At 73.3% G+C, this 21,928-nt stretch carries 16 protein-coding genes; 1 reads left to right on the forward strand and 15 read right to left on the reverse strand.

Annotated features, from left to right (window positions below; genetic code table 11):
• Positions 1-313 precede the first annotated feature (313 nt).
• From tmk to bldG, 8 genes are all read right to left on the reverse strand, one after another.
• The gene (tmk, locus tag ACZ4M5_RS21185) at positions 314-3,535 is read right to left on the reverse strand and encodes a dTMP kinase (protein WP_467738976.1); all 3,222 of its coding nucleotides are present in this window, start codon (positions 3,533-3,535) and stop codon (positions 314-316) included.
• A gap of 176 nt (positions 3,536-3,711) precedes the next feature.
• The gene (gene topA / locus ACZ4M5_RS21190) at positions 3,712-6,570 is read right to left on the reverse strand and encodes a type I DNA topoisomerase (RefSeq protein ID WP_467738978.1); all 2,859 of its coding nucleotides are present in this window, start codon (positions 6,568-6,570) and stop codon (positions 3,712-3,714) included.
• A 247-nt stretch (positions 6,571-6,817) separates the two neighbouring features.
• Positions 6,818-7,015: a hypothetical protein gene (locus tag ACZ4M5_RS21195; protein WP_467738980.1), complete on the reverse strand. Its 198-nt coding sequence runs from the start codon at positions 7,013-7,015 to the stop codon at positions 6,818-6,820.
• Positions 7,016-7,283: 268 nt separating this feature from the next.
• Entirely contained in the window at positions 7,284-8,813 is a 1,530-nt protein-coding gene (locus ACZ4M5_RS21200) for a DUF7059 domain-containing protein (protein ID WP_467738982.1), read from the reverse strand.
• A gap of 345 nt (positions 8,814-9,158) precedes the next feature.
• Complete coding sequence (locus ACZ4M5_RS21205; RefSeq protein ID WP_369198407.1) at positions 9,159-9,749, reverse strand: small secreted protein; 591 nt, start codon at positions 9,747-9,749, stop codon at positions 9,159-9,161.
• 192 nt (positions 9,750-9,941) lie between these two features.
• Positions 9,942-12,356 (reverse strand): sodium-translocating pyrophosphatase, encoded by a 2,415-nt coding sequence (locus ACZ4M5_RS21210; RefSeq protein ID WP_467738984.1) that lies wholly within the window; start codon positions 12,354-12,356, stop codon positions 9,942-9,944.
• A 305-nt stretch (positions 12,357-12,661) separates the two neighbouring features.
• The gene (locus ACZ4M5_RS21215; protein WP_467738986.1) at positions 12,662-13,084 is read right to left on the reverse strand and encodes an ATP-binding protein; all 423 of its coding nucleotides are present in this window, start codon (positions 13,082-13,084) and stop codon (positions 12,662-12,664) included.
• A gap of 122 nt (positions 13,085-13,206) precedes the next feature.
• A complete protein-coding gene (gene bldG, locus ACZ4M5_RS21220; RefSeq protein WP_003991900.1) occupies positions 13,207-13,548 on the reverse strand; it encodes an anti-sigma factor antagonist BldG in 342 nt (113 codons plus the stop codon).
• A gap of 79 nt (positions 13,549-13,627) precedes the next feature.
• Here bldG and ACZ4M5_RS21225 point away from each other — a divergent pair, with 79 nt between their 5' ends.
• Complete coding sequence (locus ACZ4M5_RS21225) at positions 13,628-16,162, forward strand: DEAD/DEAH box helicase (protein WP_467738988.1); 2,535 nt, start codon at positions 13,628-13,630, stop codon at positions 16,160-16,162.
• 96 nt (positions 16,163-16,258) lie between these two features.
• Here the strand turns inward: ACZ4M5_RS21225 and ACZ4M5_RS21230 are convergent, their stop codons facing one another.
• From ACZ4M5_RS21230 to ssd, 7 genes are all read right to left on the reverse strand, one after another.
• A complete protein-coding gene (locus ACZ4M5_RS21230) occupies positions 16,259-16,669 on the reverse strand; it encodes an Rv3654c family TadE-like protein (RefSeq protein ID WP_467738990.1) in 411 nt (136 codons plus the stop codon).
• 53 nt (positions 16,670-16,722) lie between these two features.
• Complete coding sequence (locus ACZ4M5_RS21235) at positions 16,723-17,082, reverse strand: TadE family type IV pilus minor pilin (RefSeq protein WP_467738992.1); 360 nt, start codon at positions 17,080-17,082, stop codon at positions 16,723-16,725.
• Entirely contained in the window at positions 17,069-17,278 is a 210-nt protein-coding gene (locus tag ACZ4M5_RS21240) for a DUF4244 domain-containing protein (protein WP_467739456.1), read from the reverse strand. Before ACZ4M5_RS21240 ends, ACZ4M5_RS21235 begins: the two co-directional genes overlap by 14 nt.
• A gap of 87 nt (positions 17,279-17,365) precedes the next feature.
• Entirely contained in the window at positions 17,366-18,157 is a 792-nt protein-coding gene (locus ACZ4M5_RS21245) for a type II secretion system F family protein (protein ID WP_467738994.1), read from the reverse strand.
• Positions 18,154-19,026: a type II secretion system F family protein gene (locus ACZ4M5_RS21250; RefSeq protein WP_467739458.1), complete on the reverse strand. Its 873-nt coding sequence runs from the start codon at positions 19,024-19,026 to the stop codon at positions 18,154-18,156. Before ACZ4M5_RS21250 ends, ACZ4M5_RS21245 begins: the two co-directional genes overlap by 4 nt.
• A gap of 25 nt (positions 19,027-19,051) precedes the next feature.
• Positions 19,052-20,353 carry a TadA family conjugal transfer-associated ATPase gene (locus tag ACZ4M5_RS21255; RefSeq protein ID WP_467738996.1) on the reverse strand — a complete coding sequence of 434 codons (1,302 nt, stop codon included), beginning with the start codon at positions 20,351-20,353 and terminating at the stop codon, positions 19,052-19,054.
• Positions 20,350-21,459: a septum site-determining protein Ssd gene (gene ssd, locus ACZ4M5_RS21260; protein WP_467738998.1), complete on the reverse strand. Its 1,110-nt coding sequence runs from the start codon at positions 21,457-21,459 to the stop codon at positions 20,350-20,352. The genes ACZ4M5_RS21255 and ssd overlap by 4 nt, the downstream gene beginning before the upstream one ends.
• Between the last annotated feature and the right edge of the window lie 469 nt (positions 21,460-21,928).

Genomic DNA, 21,928 nt, shown 5'->3' on the forward strand with positions numbered 1-21,928 from the left:
GTCATGTCGTGTCATGTCGCGTCGCGCGTTGCCAGATCCATTGTGGGGGCGGCCACTGACAGCGGTGGACGGGGCGTCGCAGGTGCCGCCGCCCGCCAAGTGCGAGAAGGACCGGGCGGCACACCGGACCCGGACGCGCCGGGCCGGGCCGGGTCGGCTCGCGTCGGGTCGCGCCGGACACCGATCAGCCGCACCGGTCCGGCCACGCCACCGGCACGCACCCGGCCGCGCCACCGGCACGCACCCGGGCCACGCCACCGGCACCAACCCGGCCCTCACCGGCCCGGAGGACGGCCCCGAACCGCCGGAGGCCTCAGCGGCCCCGGCCGCCCCGGCCCCGGCGGCCCCGGCCCTCGTCCGGCTCGTCCTCGTGCGGTCCGAGGAGTTCGTCCGCCAGCGACGGGAGGTCGTCCAGCGGTGTCTCCTCGGCCCAGTCGGACCGGCGGCGGCGCGGCGCGCCCTCCGCGTCGACCTGGGGCAGCTCGCGCGTGCGGTCCTCGCGGTCGTCGGGCCGGGCGGCCTCGTCGCGGAAGTACCCGGGCGGCACCCGGTCGTCCGGTCCGTCAGCGGACACGGGCGGCAGCACCGCCGTCTCCTCGGCGTCCGGCCGGACGGGCGGCAGGACGGCCGTGTCCTCCGCGTCCCCCGGGCGGACCGGAGGCAGCACCGCCGTCTCCTCCACGGAGTCCTGCGGAGCGGGCGGCAGCGGCAGCTCGGTCGTCACCTCGGACTCGGACACGCCCGACGCACCGGACGCCCCGGGCGCCCGGCGCGCGTCGCGGTCGGCGGCGCTCTCGTCCCGCACGGGGCGCAGCACGGTCGTGTCGTCCGTCCCGCCGCCCGGCGTCACCACGGGCGTCGGCACGGTCGCCGCGTCCTGACCCGCCGCGGCGGCCCCGCGCGGGGTGGTCCTGGGGCCGGCTTCGGCGGCGGCTGCCGCCGCCTCCGCGAGGCGCCGGGCCTCCTCGGCCCGCAGCAGTGCCTGTTCGGCCTTGCGCTGCTTCTCCAGGCGGAGCGCCTCGGCCTCGGCACGCAGCCGTGCCTCCTCCTCGGCCTGCTTGCGGCGCCGCTCCTCCTCGGCCTTGCGCCGGGCCTCCTCCTCGGCCCGGGCCTTCTCCTCGGCGAGAAGGCGGGCCCGCTCCTCCTCGGCCTTCTTGCGCGCCTCCTCGGCCCGGCGCCGGGCCTCCTCGGCCTGCCGTTCGGCCTCGCGGCGCTGCGCCTCCTCCAGCTCGCGGCGCTTGCGCTCCTCCTCCTCGGCGCGCAGCTTGGCCAGCTGCTCCTGGCGCTCGCGCTCCAGGCGCTCCTCCTCGGCCTTGCGGGCGGCCTCTTCCTCGGCCTTGCGGCGGGCCTCCTCCTCGGCCTTCCTCCGCGCCTCCTCCTGGGCCTTGATCTCGGCCTCGGACAGCGGCAGCACCTGGTCGAGCCGGTGGCGGATGACGGTCGTGACGGCCTCGGGCTCCTGCCCGGCGTCCACCACCAGATACCGTCCGGCGTCCGCGGCGGCCAGGGTCAGGAAACCGGCGCGCACACGCGCGTGGAACTCGGCGGGCTCCGACTCCAGCCGGTCGGGCGCCTCGGTGAACCGCTCGCGGGCGGTCTCCGGCGCGACGTCCAGCAGCACGGTCAGATGCGGCACGAGTCCGTTCGTCGCCCAGCGGTTGATACGGGCGATCTCGGTCGGCGACAGGTCGCGGCCCGCGCCCTGGTAGGCCACCGAGGAGTCGATGTACCGGTCGGAGATGACGACGGCGCCGCGCTCCAGGGCGGGCCGTACGACCGTGTCGATGTGTTCGGCCCGGTCGGCGGCGTACAGCAGGGCCTCCGCGCGGTGGGACAGGCCCGCGCTCGACACGTCCAGCAGGATCGACCGCAGCCGCTTGCCCACGGGCGTCGCCCCCGGCTCGCGGGTGAGCACGACCTCGTGGCCCTTGCCGCGGATCCACTCGGCGAGGGCCTCGGCCTGGGTGGACTTGCCGGCCCCGTCGCCGCCCTCCAGGGCGATGAAGAAGCCGTCGGCGGCCGGTGCCTGGTCCGGGTCGTCGCCGCGGAGCAGGGCGTCCTTCAGGTCCTGCCGCAGCGGCACACCGGAACGGTCGTCGACCTTGGCCAGCACCAGCGCGGCGACGGGCAGCAGCAGGGCGCCGGCCAGCATCAGTGTGAAGGCCGCGCCACCGTGCGCGAAGACGAACTTGCCGCTCTCCAGGCGGTGCGGCCCGATCCCCGCCGCCACGAGCGGGGCGACGAGGGCGCCGAGCGCCACGCTCACCCGGACGACCGCGTGCAGGTGCTCCGTCGTCCGGGGGCGGCGGTACTCCTCGGTCTCCTGGTCGAGCAGCGTGTGCCCGATGTTTGCGGACATGCCCGCCCCGGTCCCGGCCAGCGCCAGGATGAGCAGCACGGTGGTGACGTCCGGGACGAGCCCGGCGGCCAGCAGTGCTACACCGGTGAAGGCGACGGTCAGCGCCAGCAGCCGGCGCCGCGACAGCGCGGGCAGCAGGGCCGGGGCGGTGCGGATGCCGACGACGACACCGCCGGTGAGCACGCCCACGAACAGCCCGTACAGCACGGGGCCGCCGCCCAGGTCCCTGGCGTGCAGCACGGCCACGGCGACGGCGGCCGAGACGGCGGCGGCGACGGCCGCGCAGGTCACGACGAGCAGCGGCGTCGCGCCGGTGCGGCCCTTGTCGGCGCCGGTGCCGGTCCTCGGGCGGCGCAGTCCCTCCAGCGGCGACCGCGCGCGCGGGGTGCGCGTGCCGGGCAGTTCCAGGAAGGTCAGCACCGACAGCGACGCGGCGAACAGCCCGGCCGCCACGTAGGAGGCGAGGGCCGCCTGGTGCTGGCCGAACCAGTCGATGCCGGCGCCCAGCGCGTTGTTGAACAGGGACGCGACGACGAGGACGAGGGCGGCGAGGGGGATCGCCACGAAGCCGGTGCGCAGCGACAGGCGGCGCAGGGCGTCCATGTGGTCGGGCAGCGGCCGGACCGTGGCGCCCTCGGGGGGCGGGGCGGGCAGCAGGGCGGGGGCGGCGCTCTCCCGGCACACCGTCCAGAACCGCTCGGCGACACCCGCGACGAACACGGTGGCGAGCAGCAGGGCCGGCGCGTTGCCGGGCGTCCAGTCGATCCACAGGGGCGCGACGATGAGCAGCGCGGCGCGCACGCCGTCCGCGCCGACCATGGTCCAGCGGCGGTCGAGCGGGCCGTCCTGCGAGGTGAGCGCCGTGAGCGGCCCGAGCAGAACGGCTCCGAACAGCAGCGTCGCGAGGATGCGCACCCCGAAGACGATCGCCACTGCGAACGCCACACCTCGGTATCCGCCGCCGAACGGGCCCTCGGCGACCGCCGCCTGGACCATGAGGAGGACCAGGACGAGGAGGGCGAGCGTGTCTCCCACGCCGCCCACGAGCTGGGCGCTCCACAACCGCCTCAGCTGCGGACGTCGCAGCAGGGCGCGGACGGCGCGCTCACGGGAGTCCGTGACCAGTGCGTCGTCGGGGGCCGGCTGAGGGGCCGTCGGTTCGTCGGCTCGCGTCATGCGTTCAGCCTATCGGGAGCCACCGACACCACGGCCCGCCCGGTCTGGCATGCGCACGCCCCGACACCGAAGTGTTGCCGGGGCGTTCGCATTCCGAACCCGGGGCGAAGATTCGGGCCTTGGCGCCCGGATCCCCGGAGGGTTCTCACATTCTCTTCACGACAGGCCCGACGGCCTCAGTCGTCCGCCGGGTTCGAGGCGGACGCCGTCTTGGCGGCCGTCTTCGTGGCGGCGGCCGTCTTGGCGGCGGTCGTCTTCGCCGACGTCGTCTTCTTCGCCGTCGTCTTCTTCGCGGTCGTGGTCTTCTTCGCCGCGGTCTTCTTGGTCGTGGCCTTCTTCGCCGGGGCCTTCTTGACCGCCTTCTTCGCGGTCTTCTTCGCCGGTCCCTTGGCGCGCTTCTCGGCGAGCAGCTCGTAGCCGCGCTCCGGGGTGATCGTCTCGACGCTGTCGCCGGAGCGCAGGGTCGCGTTGGTCTCCCCGTCGGTGACGTACGGGCCGAAGCGGCCGTCCTTGACCACGACCGGCTTCTCGCTCACCGGGTCCGTGCCCAGCTCCTTCAGCGGCGGCTTGGCCGCGGCCCGGCCACGCTGCTTGGGCTGGGCGTAGATCGCCAGCGCCTCCTCCAGCGTGATGGTGAAGAGCTGCTCCTCGGCCTGCAGCGACCGCGAGTCCGTCCCCTTCTTCAGGTACGGCCCGTAGCGGCCGTTCTGCGCGGTGATCTCCTGGCCCTCGGCGTCGGTGCCGACGACCCGCGGCAGCGACATCAGCCGCAGGGCGTCGTCGAGGGTCACCGTGTCCAGGGACATCGTCTTGAACAGGGACGCCGTGCGCGGCTTGACCGCGTTCTTGCCCGTCTTCGGGGTGCCCTCGGGCAGGATCTCCGTCACGTACGGGCCGTAGCGGCCGTCCTTGGCGACGATCGTGTGGCCGGTGGCGGGGTCGGTGCCCAGCTCGTAGTCACCGCTCGGCTTGGCGAGCAGTTCCTCGGCCAGCTCGACCGTCAGCTCGTCGGGCGCCAGGTCCTCGGGGATGTCGGCGCGCTGGTGCTGCTCGGTGTCCTTCTCGCCGCGCTCGATGTACGGCCCGTAGCGGCCGACCCGCAGGACGATGTCGTTGCCCACCGGGAACGAGGACACCTCGCGCGCGTCGATCGCGCCCAGGTCCGTGACCAGTTCCTTCAGACCGCCGAGGTGGTCCCCGTCGCCGTTGCCGGCGTCGGCGGCGGCACCCGCGACCGTGCCCTCGCCGAAGTAGAACCGCTTCAGCCACGGCACGGACTGCGCCTCACCGCGGGCGATGCGGTCGAGGTCGTCCTCCATCTTGGCGGTGAAGTCGTAGTCGACGAGCCGCCCGAAGTGCTTCTCCAGGAGGTTGACCACGGCGAAGGACAGGAAGGACGGCACCAGCGCCGTGCCCTTCTTGAACACGTAGCCGCGGTCGAGGATGGTGCCGATGATCGACGCGTAGGTCGACGGGCGGCCGATCTCGCGCTCCTCCAGCTCCTTGACCAGGGACGCCTCGGTGTAGCGGGCCGGGGGCTTGGTGGCGTGCCCGTCGACCGTGATCTCCTCGGCGGTCAGGGCGTCGCCCTCGGAGACCTGCGGCAGCCGGCGCTCGCGGTCGTCCAGCTCGGCGTTCGGGTCGTCGGCGCCCTCGACGTAGGCCTTCAGGAAGCCGTGGAAGGTGATCGTCTTGCCGGACGCGCTGAACTCGACGTCCCGCCCGTCGGAGGCGGTGCCGCCGATCTTGACCGTGACGCTGTTGCCGGTGGCGTCCTTCATCTGGGAGGCGACGGTCCGCTTCCAGATCAGCTCGTAGAGCTTGAACTGGTCACCGGTCAGTCCGGTCTCGGCGGGGGTGCGGAAGCGGTCGCCCGAGGGGCGGATCGCCTCGTGGGCCTCCTGCGCGTTCTTGACCTTCCCGGCGTACGTCCTCGGCTGCGGCGGCAGGTAGTCGGCGCCGTACAGCTGCGTGACCTGGGCGCGGGCGGCGGCGACCGCCGTGTCGCTCAGGGTCGTGGAGTCCGTACGCATGTAGGTGATGTAGCCGTTCTCGTACAGCTTCTGCGCGACCTGCATGGTGGCCTTCGCGCCGAAGCCGAGCTTGCGGCTCGCCTCCTGCTGCAGCGTCGTCGTACGGAACGGGGCGTACGGCGAGCGGCGGTAGGGCTTGGACTCCACGGAGCGGACGGCGAACCGCGTCTGCTCCAGGGCGGCGGCCAGGGCGCGGGCGTTCGCCTCGTCGAGGTGGAGGGTGTTCGCGCTCTTCAGTTGTCCCAGGGAGTCGAAGTCGCGGCCCTGCGCGACCCGCCTGCCGTCGACGGTCTGCAGGCGCGCGACCAGCGACGACGGGTCCGACGGGTCTCCGGCGCGGCCGGTCGCGAAGGTGCCCGTCAGGTCCCAGTACTCAGCCGAACGAAAGGCGATGCGCTCGCGTTCCCGCTCCACCACGAGGCGGGTGGCGACGGACTGGACACGGCCCGCGGACAGCCGCGGCATGACCTTCTTCCACAGGACCGGCGAGACCTCGTAGCCGTAGAGGCGGTCGAGGATGCGGCGGGTCTCCTGGGCGTCGACGAGCCGCTGGTTGAGCTGGCGCGGGTTGGCCACGGCGGCCTGGATCGCGGCCTTGGTGATCTCGTGGAAGACCATCCGCTTGACCGGGACCTTGGGCTTGAGCACTTCCTGGAGGTGCCAGGCGATGGCCTCGCCCTCGCGGTCCTCATCGGTGGCGAGGAAGAGCTCGTCGGATTCCTTCAGCAGGTCCTTGAGCTTCTTGACCTGCGCCTTCTTGTCGGCGTTGACCACATAGATCGGCGCGAAGTCGTGTTCGACGTCCACACCGAGGCGGCGGACCTCGCCGGTGTACTTCTCGGGCACCTCGGCGGCGCCGTTGGGAAGGTCACGGATGTGCCCGACGCTCGCCTCGACGATGTAGCCGGGGCCGAGATAGCCCTTGATCGTCTTCGCCTTGGCAGGCGACTCGACGATGACGAGTCGGCGGCCGCCCTTCGCGGTCTCGCTGGTCGGGGACAACTTCGCTCTTCTCTCCGGTCGACGCTGGGGCCTCCCCGGAGTCGTGTACCGGGGCTGGGTACGTGCTGACGCTGCGGAGTGTGACGGTACATCCCGCCCCCGTGTCAAACGGGAAAAGCCCGCAACGGCCACTCGAACGGTAACCCGACTACCACCATTCCTGCCGCCCGGAGTGCGGGGCCCGGGCCCGGCCTCGAGCGGAGCGCGAGCTCCCCGATCAAGGGCGGGCATCCGGCCCGACCGCCTCTCAGAGGCGTGTGAGGCACCAGGTTCCGGCGGCCAGCGCGAGCACCGCGACCACGCCCGCCACGGCCGCCGATGCGACCGGCCTCACACCCTCGGCGACGGGCCGCTCCTGCCGCACGCAGGCCACCGTCCACGCCAGCAGTCCGCCCCCGAACAGGGAGAACACCGCTCCCGCGAAGATCGCCGGTTCGCTCTCCATGGCTCGCCGCGCCCCTTTTCTCCCACCCACCCGTGCCCAGCCCCGGGAGGCTGTCACGCGTGGGCGGCGGGGAGACGAACCCGAGGTGAACGCCGGGGCGGCGGGTGGGCGCGGCCGAGGACGCACGGCCCTCGCCGCCCGTCCCGGGGGAGGTGTGCAATTCGACTCGAATTTGTTGGCGAGTTCGTCGGCGCGTTCGCTGTCGAGCGCCTGCCCGGGCCGGCGGCGGACCCGTCGGGCCCGGGCCGGACGGCCGCCGGGGACGGGGTCAGCGGGCCGGTTCCAGGAAGCCCTGCTCGACCAGCAGCCGGATCTGGGCCGGGGTGCGGTCGCGCAGCAGCACCGGGTCCTCTCCGAGCAGCTGGGCGATCGCGTCCAGGATGACGCCGGCGCCCATCGAGCCGTCGCACACCCCCGCGAAGCCCGCCCCCACGGTGTCCACCCGGGTGGCCCGGCGCATGCCGCGGTTCTGGCGCAGCACGACGTGCTCGGGGTCCTCCGCGCCAGGCAGCCCGACCTGCTCCTGCACCACCTCGGCGGCGAGACGGAAGTGCGCGGCCAGGAGCCCGGCGTCGTCGTGGCCGCGCAGGAAGTCGAGCCGGTCGAAGTGGTGACGGATGGTGTCGCCCAGCGGCTGCTCGACCGGATGCGGCCACTCCTCGACCGTCACCGAGGGCACGGCGGCGTCCGTCCTGCGCAGGGTGATCCAGCCGAAGCCGACGGCCTTCACCTTGCGCGCCTCGAACTCGTCGAGCCACGCGTCGTACCGCGCCTGGTACTCCGCCGGGTCGCCCTGGTGGTCACCGGCGTCCCGCAGCCACAGCTCGGCGTACTGATGGACGTCCTGCACCTCGCGCTGCACGATCCACGCGTCACAGCCGCGCGGCAGCCACGACCTGAGCCTGTCCTGCCAGTCCTCCCCTTCCACGTGCTGCCAGTTGGCGAGGAACTGCGCGAACCCGCCCTCGGTCAGCCGCTCCCCCGCCTCCTGAACGAGCGTGCGGCACAGATCGTCCCCGCCCATCCCGCCGTCGCGATAGGTGAGCCGGGCGGCGGGCGAGATCACGAACGGCGGGTTCGAGACGATCAGGTCGTACGTCTCGCCGTCCCGGACGGGGGTGAAGAGCGAGCCCTCGCGCAGATCGGCGGCCGGGGCGCCGGACAGCGCCAGCGTGAGCGCGGTGATGTGCAGGGCGCGCGGGTTCAGGTCGGTGGCCGTCACGCGCGTGGCGTGCTGCGCGACGTGCAGCGCCTGGATGCCGGAGCCGGTGCCGAGGTCGAGCGCGGAGTCCACGGGCGTGCGGACGGTGATGCCGGCGAGGGTCGTGGAGGCGCCGCCGACGCCGAGGACGACCCCTTCGTCACGGCGTCCGATGCCGCCGGCGCCGCCGACCGCGCAGCCCAGGTCCGACACGATGAACCAGTCCTCGCCGCCGGGACCGCCGTAGGGCCGTACGTCCACCGTGGCGGTCAGCTCGCCCTCGCCCGCGCGTGCCAGCCAGCCGCTCTCCAGGCAGGCGTCCACGGGCAGCACCTCCGCCACGCGCGCGTGCGGCACGGGCTGCTGCAGCAGGAACAACCGGACGAGCAGTTCCAGGGGCGTGTCCCCGCGGGTCGCCCGCAGCGCGGGCACGGTCTCGCTGCGGGCCAGCGCCGCGTATGCGGGGGCTCCGAGCAGGTCGAGCAGTCCGTCGGCGGTGAAGGAGGCCGCGAGCAGGGCGTCCCGGAGCCGGGCGGCGACTTCGGGACGGTCGGCGGCGGGCAGCGGGGGCAGGGATGACTGGCTGGCGTTACTCACGCCCCCATTGTGGCCGCCGGGAACGAGATCGCACGCGCGCGTGCCGCGCACTCCCGAGGGCCGGGGGGCGGCACGCGCGCGTGCCACGCACTCCCCAGGGCGGCCGGGGAGCACTGTCCGGCACGGGCAGGGGTTCGCTACGGGCCCGCCCCGGCACGGGCACGGGTCCGAGCAAGAGGGACGTGATCCGCCCCGGGCACGGCGTCCAAGCCGGGGAGGACGTGATCCGCCCCGGCAAGGATGCTGCCGTGCGGGGTGGCCCGCCCCAACGGGACCGGCCTCGCGCAGACGCGAGGGGCAGGGGCAGGGGCACCGGCGTGGTCCGCTGCCCCGCCCGGCGCCGGGTCAGCTCTGCGTGGCGCCCGCCGACGCCGTGGCCGCCTTGCAGCTGGACTGACGGGCCATCGCCTGGCCGACCTCGCCCTCCTCCAGGTTCTTCAGGGCGTCGTTGCCGCTCTGGCTCAGCTTGTCCAGCTCGCCGGCGATGTCCTTCAGGCCGTCGGCGAACTTGCCCTGGTCCTTGGTGTCGAGGTCGTCCACCTGCTTCTTCAGCGAGGCGTACGACGCGGAGATCGAGTTGAGCTCCTTGACCGCGTCCTGCTGCTTCTTCTCGCCGTTCTCGACGTCCGGCGCCCCGGCCTTGTTCACGGCGCTGCCGATCGCCTTGTAGGCGTCGGACATGTCCTGGAAGGCCTGGGCGTCGGTCTTCTGGACCTCCTCGGGCGCGCTGTTGTCCGAGGTCTCCTTCTGGATCGCGGCGTTCGCCGACTCGATCTTCTTGGCCTGCGGCTGGACGGCGTCGCAGACCTGCTTGGCCCAGGAGTCGAGCTTGTCGTTGCCGTCGTCGCCGCCGCAGCCGGACAGCGCCAGTACCAGTACCGCACCGCCGGACAGTGCGGCCGCGAGCTTCTTGTTCACCGGTTTGGTCCCTTCCATGGCTCTCGGCCCCGGAACATACACGCCGCATGCACGGCAACCGCACGTCGAGCGCCTAATAAGACCGTTTTGTAACCTTTTGCACCAAGCGAGAGAAGGCTCACGCGTGGTCGTGCACCGCACAGTGCGGGCGGGCGGCGCGTCAACGCACGCCGCCCGCCCGCACCTTGAGCCGGATATCCGGGAAACCCCCTACGAAACCACCGCCGGATCCGCCGACTTCGGCTTCGGGGGCTTCGGCTCGGCGTTGTCGCCGTCGCCCATGGCGATCCCGCGCCGCTTGGACACGTACACCGCCCCGGCGATGACGACGAACGCCAGGGCCGCGACGAGGATGCGCACCCCGATGCTCTTGTCCGGACCGTAGGAGAACTTGATCACCGCGGGCGCGATGAGCAGAGCCACCAGGTTCATGACCTTCAGCAGCGGGTTGATCGCGGGACCGGCGGTGTCCTTGAACGGGTCGCCGACGGTGTCGCCGATCACCGTCGCCGCGTGGGCCTCGCTGCCCTTGCCGCCATGATGGCCGTCCTCGACGAGCTTCTTGGCGTTGTCCCACGCACCACCGGAGTTGGCGAGGAACACCGCCATCAGCGTGCCCGCGCCGATCGCGCCCGCCAGGAACGCGCCGAGCGGGCCGACGCCCAGCGTGAACCCGATGAAGATGGGCGCCAGGACGGCCAGCAGACCGGGAGTGGCGAGTTCGCGCAGGGCGTCCCTGGTGCAGATGTCGACGACCTTGCCGTACTCCGGCTTCTCGCTGTAGTCCATGATCCCGGGCTTCTCGCGGAACTGGCGCCGCACCTCGAAGACGACGGAACCCGCCGACCGCGACACGGCGTTGATCGCCAGCCCCGAGAAGAGGAAGACGACGGCCGCGCCCGCGACGAGGCCCACGAGGTTGTTGGGCTGGGAGATGTCCATCATCAGACTCATCGGCGCACCCTCGCCGCTGAGCTTCTCGCCCACGTCCCGCGCCCCGGAGAAGATCGCGTCGCGGTACGACCCGAACAGCGCCGCCGCCGCGAGCACTGCCGTGGCGATCGCGATGCCCTTGGTGATCGCCTTGGTGGTGTTGCCGACCGCGTCCAGGTTCGTGAGCACCTGCGCGCCCGCGCCCTCGACGTCGCCGGACATCTCCGCGATGCCCTGCGCGTTGTCGGAGACCGGCCCGAAGGTGTCCATCGCGACGATCACCCCGACCGTGGTGAGCAGGCCGGTGCCGGCCAGCGCCACCGCGAACAGCGCCAGCATGATCGACGTGCCGCCGAGCAGGAACGCCCCGTACACCCCGAGTCCGATCAACAGGGCGGTGTAGACGGCCGATTCCAGACCGACGGAGATACCGGCGAGGACCACCGTGGCCGGGCCGGTCAGCGAGGTCTTGCCGATGTCCCGGACGGGCCGGCGGGTGGTCTCCGTGAAGTAGCCGGTCAGCTGCTGGATCAGGGCGGCCAGCACGATGCCGATGGCCACCGCGACCAGGGCGAGGATCCGCGGGTCGCCGTCCTTGGCGCGGATGGCGGCATCGCCGACACCGTCCAGTTCCGAGTACTTCCCCGGCAGGTAGACGAACACGGCCACCGCCACCAGCACGAGCGAGATCGCCGCGGAGATGAAGAAGCCGCGGTTGATGGCGCTCATGCCGCTGCGGTCGGCCCGCCGGGGCGCCACCGCGAAGATGCCGATCATCGCCGTGAGGACACCGATCGCCGGCACCAGCAGCGGGAAGCCGAGACCGGCGTCGCCGAAGGCCGCCGAACCCAGGATCAGCGCGGCCACCAGGGTGACGGCGTACGACTCGAAGAGGTCGGCCGCCATGCCCGCGCAGTCGCCGACGTTGTCGCCCACGTTGTCGGCGATGGTCGCGGCATTGCGCGGATCGTCCTCCGGAATGCCCTGCTCGACCTTGCCGACCAGGTCGGCGCCGACGTCGGCGGCCTTGGTGAAGATGCCACCGCCGACCCGCATGAACATCGCGATCAGCGCGGCCCCGAGGCCGAAGCCCTCCAGCACCTTCGGCGCGTCGGCGGCGTACACCAGCACCACGCAGGAAGCGCCGAGCAGGCCCAGGCCCACCGTGAACATGCCGACCACACCACCCGTACGGAAAGCGATCTTCATCGCTTTGTGCGAGACGGTGGTCAGATCCTTTTCCGGCTCGCCCTCGGCCGGTGTCGCCTCGCGCGCCGCGGCGGCGACGCGCACATTGCTGCGGACGGCGAGCCACATACCGATATAACCGGTGGCCGCCGAGAACGCCGCTCCGATCAGAAAGAAAACCGAACGTCCGGCACGCTGACTCCAGTCGTCCGCGGGAAGCAGCATGAGCAGGAAGAACACGACCACGGCGAATACGCCGAGGGTGCGCAGCTGCCGGGCCAGATAGGCGTTCGCGCCTTCCTGGACCGCTGCCGCGATCTGCTTCATGCTGTCGGTGCCCTCGCCTGCCGCGAGCACCTGGCGCACCAGGACCCCCGCGAGCACCAGGGCCGCCAGGGCGACGACCGCGATGATCACGACGAGCACACGGTTGCCGTCGGTCAGTACGGCGGCTGCGAGATCGGTGGATCGGCCCGACTGTGGTGTGAAGGAAAGCCCCGCCATTCGTCCTCCTTGACGCTTGGGCTGAGCTCAAGATGTGGACGGGATTGTAGGTACCGGAACCTGATCAAAACAGTGCGCGATAAAGGGAATTCGCCGTGCAGGGTAATGCCCTGAAAGCATTCACGTAGCACTTTCGGGCGCGCGAATGATCGTGAATCAATTCACGCGTCGAACGGCACAGGAACCACTGTAAAGGCGATCACTGACACCCGCACATGACGAAGGGCCCCACGGGTGGGGCCCTTCGTGACGAGCGGTGTGCGCGGTCGCCGCTTGCGCGGTGGCCGTCGTGCGCGGTGGCGGTGTCAGACCAGGATCGTCGGCGGCGGCGTCGTCGGCCAGGTCATCTTGATGGATCCGCCGTGCTCTCCCGCGCTGACCTCGACGTCGTCGACGAGTCCGCTGATGACCGCGAGGCCCATCTCGTCCTCGTCGGCCTCGCCGTCGGCGCCGGACGCGCGGTCGCCGGGTGTCGCGTGCGGGGCCTCGTCGCCGACCTCGATGGAGAACTGCTTCTCCTCCTCGATCAGCAGCACCTTCACCGGTGCCGAGATCCCGCCCAGCTGGTGCAGGCCGACGGCCCGGGTGCACGCCTCGCCGACGGCAAGCCTGACCTCGTCGAGGACGGCCTCCTCCACTCCGGCCCTGCGCGCCACCGCTGCCGCCACCAGCCGGGCGGTCCTGACGTGCTCGGGCAGCGCGCTGAAGCGGAGCTCAACGGTGGCCATGCATCCCCCTCGCAACTTCGGGCGTGCTGTCGAGGGGCTCCGGGCCGCCGAAAGCCCGGGCCCCCTCGGTCTTCACTTCCGCCGAACGTCGGCCGGCCCGGGCACGGGGCCCGGGACCGGTGTCAGTCGGTGGCCGCAACCGCTTCCTCGACCGAGGTGTGAATCGGGAACACCTTGGTGAGGCCGGTGATACGGAAAATCTTCAGAATGCGCTCCTGGTTGCAGACCAGGCGCAGGGAGCCCTCATGGGCACGCACGCGCTTCAGGCCGCCGACCAGAACGCCGAGTCCGGTGGAGTCGAGGAAGTCCACGCCCTCCATGTCGACGACAAGGTGGAAACTGCCGTCGTTCACCAGCTCGACCAACTGCTCGCGCAGCTTGGGCGCGGTATATACGTCGATTTCGCCACCGACCCTGACGATCGTGCGATCGCCCATGGTCTCGGTCGACAGGGACAGGTCCACGGATCCTCCAGCACCTTGCTATCGAGCGGTCGCCCTCGGGGCATCTCGGCTTCAGCCCTTGGACGCTTCGCCAGCCGCGATGGCATTCAATCACTTACCGGCAGGCGTGCACGACGCCTTGGCTCCATTGTCCGTCACGCCAGTGACACACTCGGTGCCGATGGCCAAGAATCACCGATCCGATCGAACCCCGCCGGACCCCGCCTCCCGGCCCGCGCCGGGCGCGGTCCTGGACCGGCTCGCGTCCGGTCCGAGCAGGGCTTCGCGCATTACTCATACGGAGCACTTGCCCCCGCGCGCGGGTCGGCATGCCGTCTGGCCGGACCGGATCCGCGCCGAGATCGTGGCGGCCGTGCAGGCGGCCGGTATCGAACACCCCTGGGCCCACCAGGCCCGGGCTGCCGAGCACGCCCTGGACGGCGAGTCGGTCGTGGTCGCCACCGGCACCGCCTCGGGCAAGTCCCTCGCCTACCTCGTGCCGGTGCTGTCCACCCTCCTGGACGGATCCGAGGCCCCGAACGGCCGGGGCGCGACCACCCTCTACCTGGCTCCCACCAAGGCCCTCGCGGCGGACCAGTGGCGCTCGGTGAAGGAACTTTCACAACCGCTCGGCACCGCCGTCCGGGCGGCCGTCTACGACGGCGATACTCCGTTCGAGGAACGCGAGTGGATCCGCCAGTACGCCAACTACGTGCTGACCAACCCCGACATGCTGCACCGGGGCATCCTGCCCTCCCACCCCCGCTGGTCCTCCTTCCTGAAGTCGCTGAAGTACGTCGTGATCGACGAGTGCCACACCTACCGGGGCGTCTTCGGCTCCCACGTCGCCCAGGTGCTGCGGCGGCTGCGCCGGCTGTGCGCCCGGTACGGCGCGTCGCCGGTGTTCCTGCTGGCCTCCGCCACCGCCGCCGAGCCCGCGGTCGCCGCGCGGCGTCTGACCGGCGTGCCGGTCGTCGAGGTGGCGGACGACGCCTCACCGCGCGGTGAACTGGTGTTCGCCCTCTGGGAGCCGCCGCTGACCGAGCTGCACGGCGAAAAGGGCGCCCCCGTTCGCCGGACGGCCACGGCCGAGGCCGCCGACCTGCTGACCGACCTCACCGTCCAGGGCGTCCGCTCGGTGGCCTTCGTCCGCTCCCGGCGTGGCGCGGAGCTGATCTCCGTCATCGCGCAGGAGCGACTGGCCGAGGTCGACCGCTCGCTGGCCGGGCGTGTCGCGGCCTACCGGGGTGGTTATCTCCCGGAGGAACGCCGCGCACTGGAACGAGCCATCCATTCGGGTGAACTCCTTGGCCTCGCCGCGACGAACGCCCTCGAACTCGGCATCGACATCTCCGGCCTCGACGCCGTCGTGATCGCCGGCTACCCGGGCACCCGGGCCTCCCTGTGGCAGCAGGCCGGCCGGGCCGGACGGGCGGGTCAGGGCGCACTGGCCGTCCTGGTGGCCCGGGACGACCCGCTGGACACCTTCCTCGTCCACCACCCGGAGGCCCTGTTCGACCAGCCGGTCGAGTCGACCGTCCTCGACCCGGACAACCCCTACGTCCTCGCTCCCCACCTCTGCGCGGCCGCCGCGGAGCTGCCACTTACGGACGAGGACCTCGACCTCTTCGGCCCCGCCAGCGAGGGCCTGCTGCCGCAGCTGGAGGCCGCGAAACTGCTGCGCCGCCGCACCAGGGCCTGGCACTGGACCCGCCGCGAGCGTGCCGCCGACCTGACCGACATCCGCGGTGAGGGCGGACGGCCGGTCCAGGTCGTGGAGGCGGCGACGGGCCGGCTGCTCGGCACGGTCGACGCGGGCGCGGCCCACTCGACCGTGCACGAGGGAGCGGTCCACCTCCACCAGGGCCGCTCGTACCTGGTGCGCTCCCTCGACCTGGAGGACTCCGTCGCCCTCGTCGAGGAGGCCTCCCCGCCCTACTCCACGGTCGCCCGCGACACGACCGCCATCTCCGTGCTGGAGACGGACGTCGAGATCCCCTGGGGTGACGGCCGCCTGTGCTATGGCTCCGTCGAGGTCACCAACCAGGTCGTCTCCTTCCTGCGCCGCCGGCTCATCACCGGTGAGGTCCTGGGCGAGACCAAGCTCGACCTCCCTCCGCGTACGCTGCGCACCCGCGCCGTGTGGTGGACGGTCACCGAGGACCAGCTCGACCGCGCCCGGATCAGTCCGGAGATCCTCGGCGGCTCCCTGCACGCCGCCGAGCACGCCTCGATCGGCCTGCTGCCCCTGTTCGCGACCTGTGACCGCTGGGACATCGGCGGCGTGTCGATCCCCCTCCACCCCGACACGCTCCTGCCGACCGTCTTCGTCTACGACGGCCACCCGGGCGGCGCGGGCTTCGCGGAGCGGGCCTTCCACACGGCCCGTACCTGGCTGACCGCCACCCGCCAGGCCATCGCCTCCTGCGAGTGCGAGGCCGGCTGCCCGTCCTGCATCCAGTCCCCCAAGTGCGGCAACGGCAACGACCCACTGCACAAGAGGGGCGCGGTACGCCTCCTCACGGTGCTGCTGGAGGGGGCGCCGGAGGACAAGGAGGCCGACGGGGAGCCGGGGCAGCAGGAGCGGGGCACGGTGCCCGCCGGAGGGGCGGAGGGGCAGGCGGCGGACGGCTAACCGGGGCGGCGCGGCCGGGGGCCCGGCCAGGCCCCCGGCCGGGGGTGGTGCGGCCGGTGCCCGCGACGATCGGCGCCGCCCGTGAGATCCGGCCACCTACCCGACTGGGGAATCTCCGCGGGCCTCCTTCCGCCCCGTTCCCTCCGTCGGCACCGCCCCGTCCGTCGCCGTCGGCGGGCCGGCCCGGGCCCTGACCCGCGCCGTGAACGGTCCCCGTCCCGACGCCGCCGTGACGTCCGCGATCTCTCCGACGACCTCGCACCGCACCAGCCGCACACCTTGTGCCCGGGCCACCCGGCCGGCCCGGGCGCAGGCCAGCGTGCCGCCCTCCGCCCAGTGGTCCGCCGCCGCGAGGGCGGCGAGGTCGGCGCCGCCCGCCGCGCGGTGCCGGATCACCACCGCCTGTCCCAGCGCGAGGACCACGCCGAAGACGACACACAGGACGGCAATGGCTCCGACGCTCCAGACGGTGGCGGACCCCCGGTCCGGCACAAACCCCTCTCGCACACCGCCTCCCGGCCCACGCCATGCCCCGCACACGAGGCGGCGACCCCGGTGTCTCATGTGCCCACCGCCTCCTCCACCGAGGCCACCGCCTCCTCGCGCACCGAGACGGACAGACCGCGCAGGACCGGCGGCTCGGCCACCACGACGACCCGGACCTGCTCCGGCCCACGGCTGACGGTGACCTCCGCGCCGGGCGGCGCCGCCTCCCGGGCCAGACGCACGACCCGTTCGGGCGGGTCCTGGCGGGCCGCCGCCCGGGCGCCGGTCCGTGCGGCGTCCACGCACTGGATCTGCGCGGCCACCACCAGCAGGCCCCACACCAGTGCCATCGCGAACATGACCAGCACGGGCAGCACCACCGCCGACTCCGCCGTGGCGAACCCGCGGTCGTCGCCCCGCTCACATCCGCGCATTGAGGGCGCCCTTCACGATCCCTTGCAGCTCCGCGCTGACCGCGCCGCTCGTGACGACCTTGTAGAGCACCACCGCGAACGCCACGGCGGCCACGATGCCCATCGCGTACTCGGAGGTGACCATCCCCGCGTCCCTGCGCGTCGCCCGCATTCCCCACACCAGGGCACGCAGCCGCGCCCGTACCGCCTGATACATCTCAACCCCCGTAGGAAAGAGTCCGAACTTCCACTGCTCGTCGTCTGCTTCACTCACGTCGCTCAGGTGCTCCAGCCGGTGTCCGCGTCAGTCACCACCTCCTGCGAGCACTCCGCCCGCCAGGCCGATCACCACGGGCAGCACGCCGACCGCGATGAACGCGGGCAGGAAGCACAGGCCGACCGGAGCGCTGACCATCACGCCCGCCCGGCGGGCCCTGGCCGTGGCGGCCCGGCCCCAGTCGGCCCGGGCCTCGGCGGCGAGCCGGGCTACCGGTGCTGCGGCGGGCAGGCCCGACACACCGGCCCGTTCGAGCAGCCGGGCCAGCCCCGCGGCACCGGGCAAGACCGCCAGACTCCGCCAGGCCGCGCCCGGTTCCCCACCCAGCCGCACCTCCGCCGCGCCTCTGGCCAGGGCATCGCCCACGGGCCCGCCCAGCGCCTGCCCGACGGCCTGGGCCGCGACGACCGGGCCGGCACCCGCCGCGATGCAGGCGGCCAGCAGGTCGGCCGCCAAGGGCAGTTGACGCTCCGTTTCGGCCGGTCCGGGTGCGTGCCGGGCGGTTTTGCCCTTCGTCTCCTGGTGCAGCCGCCACCGCCACACGCCCACCGCACCGGCGAGTCCCACAGCCACTCCGGCCGGACCTCCGACCAGCGCCCATCCGGCACACGCCACGCCCAGGGGAGCCGACCATGTGCGCGCCGTCTCGCGCAGATCGAGACGCGGGGAACGCGTGACCTCCTCCCGGGGCCGCAGCCGTGCCAGCCGCCGCCGCATCGCCCGGTGGCGCCGCGTCTCGACCAGCCATCGGCCCCACCAACCGAGGGCGAGCACCATCCCCATGACCACCCCCAGCCTGTGGACAACTTCCGCGCTCATGCCATCGCCTCCGCGCCCCGCACGATCCGCGACACCCACCACAGCCCGAGGCCCTCCAGAACCCCGCCGACGGTCAGACAGCCCAGGCCGGCCGGAGTGTGGAGCAGGACGTGAAGGGGATCCGCGCCGAGGGCGGTGCCGATGAGCAGCCCCAGGGCGGGAAGCCCCGCCAGCATCACCGCCGTCGCCCGGGCACCGGCCAACTGGGCGCTCAGATCCGACCGTTGGTCCCGCTCGGCCCGAAGGGCAGCTGCCAGCCGGTCGAGGCCGGCCGCGAGGCCCGCGCCCTGGTCCACCGCCACGCGCCAGCAGGCGGCGAGTCCGCGCAGGCCCTCGGCCCCCGGTTGCCGCGCCGCCGTCGCGAGGGCCTCCGGCACGTCACCCCCGAACCGTGCCGCTGCCAGTACCGTGGCCTGGGCCTCGGCGAGTCCGCCGCAGTCCCGGGCGCCGCGCAGCAGTGCCTCACCCGGCTGGCGCCCGGCCCGCACCTCGCCCGCGAGCGCCGAGCACAGGGCGATGACCTCGCCGGCACGTCGTTCCCGGTCCCGGCGCACTCGCCCGGCCAGCCGGGCCTTCCGCAGCAACGGCACCCCGGCCGCTCCGAGCACGACCGGCAGTACCGAAGCCCCCAGTACCGCGATCAGCACTCCGGCCGCCGGCGCCCACCACTCGGTCCGCCACCGGGCCCGCACCCACCTCGGCAAACCAGCTCTCGTCCGCCACCCGGACGGATCGGCACCGACAGCTCCCCCTCCCGCGAACAGCAGCCGGGCCCGGCGTGCCGCCGAGTCCCGTCGGACCAGCAGCCCCGCGGCCGCTCCCCCGCAGGCCACCGCGGCTCCCATGGACATCGCCGCCGTCCCCGTCATCCCGAGCACCATGCCGTCACCCCGTTCACCGCCCTCGGCTCCTTTCCGGCTCCGTCACCGGCCGGTTCTCCGGAGCCCCGTGTCCACTCGTCAGACCGCGGCTCGTCTCGGCCCGGCCTCCCGAGCCCACCGCCCAGCCGCCGGCCGGCCCGCCCCCGGCACCCTCACCGCGCAGCAGTCCCCGCAGCCGCTCCCACCCGCCCTCGCGCACGAACGCCTTCTCTCCCCACCGCAGCGCCGGCACGGTCCGCACCAGCCCCGACGGTTCGCGCTCCAGCACGTGCACCTCGGCGATGCGCCGCCGCCCGGCGCGGTCGCGTGCGAGGTGCAGGACGACCGAGAGGGCGGCCGCCACCTGGCTGTGCAGGGCGGCCCGGTCCAGCCCGGCGGCCGTGCCGAGGGCCTCCAGCCGGGCGGGGACGTCGGCGGCGGCGTTCGCGTGCACCGTTCCGCAGCCGCCCTCGTGTCCCGTGTTCAACGCGGCCAGCAGGTGCACCACTTCGGGCCCGCGCACCTCACCCACCACCAGCCGGTCGGGTCGCATCCTCAGCGCCTGGCGGACCAGGTCCTCGAGGGTGACGAGGCCCGCGCCCTCCTGGTTGGCGGGACGGGTCTCCAGCCGCACCACGTGGGGATGGTCCGGCCGCAGTTCCGCCGAGTCCTCGGCGAGGACGATCCGTTCGTCCGGCCCGACCAGGCCGAGCAGGGCGCTCAGCAGCGTCGTCTTCCCGCTGCCGGTGCCGCCGCTGACCAGGAAGGAAAGCCGGGCGTCGAGCAGTGCGCGCAGGACCCGGTCCCCGCCGGGCGGCACCGTGCCCGCCGCGACCAGTTCCCCGAGGGTGAAGGCCCGCGGCCGGACCACCCGGAGCGACAGGCAGGCGCAGTCCACGGCCACCGGTGGCAGCACGGCGTGCAGCCGGGTGCCGTCGGGCAGCCGGGCGTCGGCCCAGGGGCGGGCGTCGTCCAGCCGGCGTCCCGCCACAGCGGCCAGGCGCTGCGCCAGCCTCCGCACGGCCGCGGCGTCCGCGAACCGTACCGGCGTCAACTCCAGCCCGCCGCCCCGGTCCACCCAGACCCGGTCCGGACCCGACACCAGCACGTCGGTCACCGACGGGTCGGCGAGCAGCGGCTCCAGCGGCCCGCTGCCGACCAGTTCGGACCGCAGCCGTGCCGCGGCCCCCAGAACCTCGGCGTCCCCGAGCACCCGGCCCTGCTCCCGCAGGGCCTGCGCCACGCGTGCGGGGGTCGGCTCCGCCCCGCTGTCGGCCAGCCACCGCCGTACGCCGTCGAGCAGGTCCGCGCCCTCGAGTCCGGCCAGCGTGCTCATGCCGCACCCGCCTCGACCAGCGCCCGCTCCCAGAACTCCCGGCAGAACCGGGCGAGCGGTCCGCGTGGGGCCGCACCCGGGGGTGCCGCACCTCCGTCCGGCCGCAGCAACCCCGGCTCGACCGGCACCTCGCCGGCCAACGGCAGCCCCAGCAGCCGGGCCACCTCCCGGTCGTCGAGCCCCGGCGCGTGCGGGCCGCGGACCGCCACCCGCAGATCCCGCAGGACCATGCCGACCGCGGACGCCACCCGGCCGGCAGCGGCCACGGCCCGCAGTTCGGAGGGCACCACCAGCACGCCCACGTCGAGCTGGGTGAGCACCTCGGCGACACCGTCGTCGATCCGGCGCGGCAGGTCGACCACTACCGTGCCGCCCCGCCGGCGTGCCGCCGCCAGAACCGCGCGCACCGCCTGGGGCGGGACAGCGATCCGGTCGCCCCGGTCCCAGCTGAGCACCCGCAGCGAGTGCAGCTCGGGCAGCGACTCCTCCAGGGCGCCCCCGCCGACGCGCCCTCGTGAGGACGCGAACGCCGGCCAGCGCAGACCCTCGGCCGTCTCCCCGCCGAGCAGGACATCGAGTCCGCCGCCCAGCGGATCGGCGTCCACCAGCAGGGTGCGCAGTCCCTCTCGCGCGGAGGTGACGGCGAGGGCGCAGGCGAGCGTGGACGCGCCGGCCCCGCCGCGGCCGCCGATGACTCCGACGGTGAGGGCCGGCCGGCCGACGCCCTCGGCGACGTCGGCGATCCGGTCGACCAGCCACTGCTCGCCGTCGGGCAGCATCAGGACGTGCTCGGCGCCGATCTCGACGGCCCGCCGCCACACCCCCGAGTCGTCCTGGTCCCGTCCGACGAGGACGACACCCTTCCTGCGGGCGGCGCCGCGCACCCGCCGCGCCGCGTCGTCGCCCACGAGGACGAGCGGTGCGGCCTCCCACCGGCCTCTGCGCTCGGGCACCCCGTGGTGCACCTCGGGTGTGGCGCCCGCCGCGGCGCACAGGCGCAGCAGGTCGTCGAGAAGGTCGGTGTCCTCGGTGACGATCAGCGGTCCACCCTGCCGCCCTGCGGCGGGCGGCGGATCGTGTGTGACGGTTCCGGCCACGGTCTCCATCCCCCTTCACTGCTCACAGAGCCCCTGCGGCCCCGCGATTGCCAAAACGCCGGGAGAACCGGCAACGCGGCTCCCTCGGAACGGCCGACGGAAACCGGCCAAACGCCTCCCCGCAATCGCCGGGCGGCCAAGGAAGTCGCCGCGAGCGGGGTGCGCTGGAATCACGGTGCAGCGATCCCGGAAAACGTGTGGATCTTGGTGGAAAACTGTGGACGGCCCGGGGGTTGTGAATATCGTCGTCACCCAAACCGGTGAGGCCGTCAGGCCCTCTGTGCGACCTCCACAGAGGAGTCCGACGACTACAGTCAGTGACGGTTCCGGGGCGCGCCGGAGGAGCGGCCGCAGCCGCTGCGAGACGGCGTCAAGGCCGTGCGAAGGAAGGAAAAACCCACCCGGACATGCGACGACCCCCGCCGGGGGGGAGAGCGGGGGTCGTCCCCACGGCCGACTCGGGGGGGGAGGAGTCGGG

This window comes from Streptomyces sp. NPDC026246 (assembly GCF_055567995.1).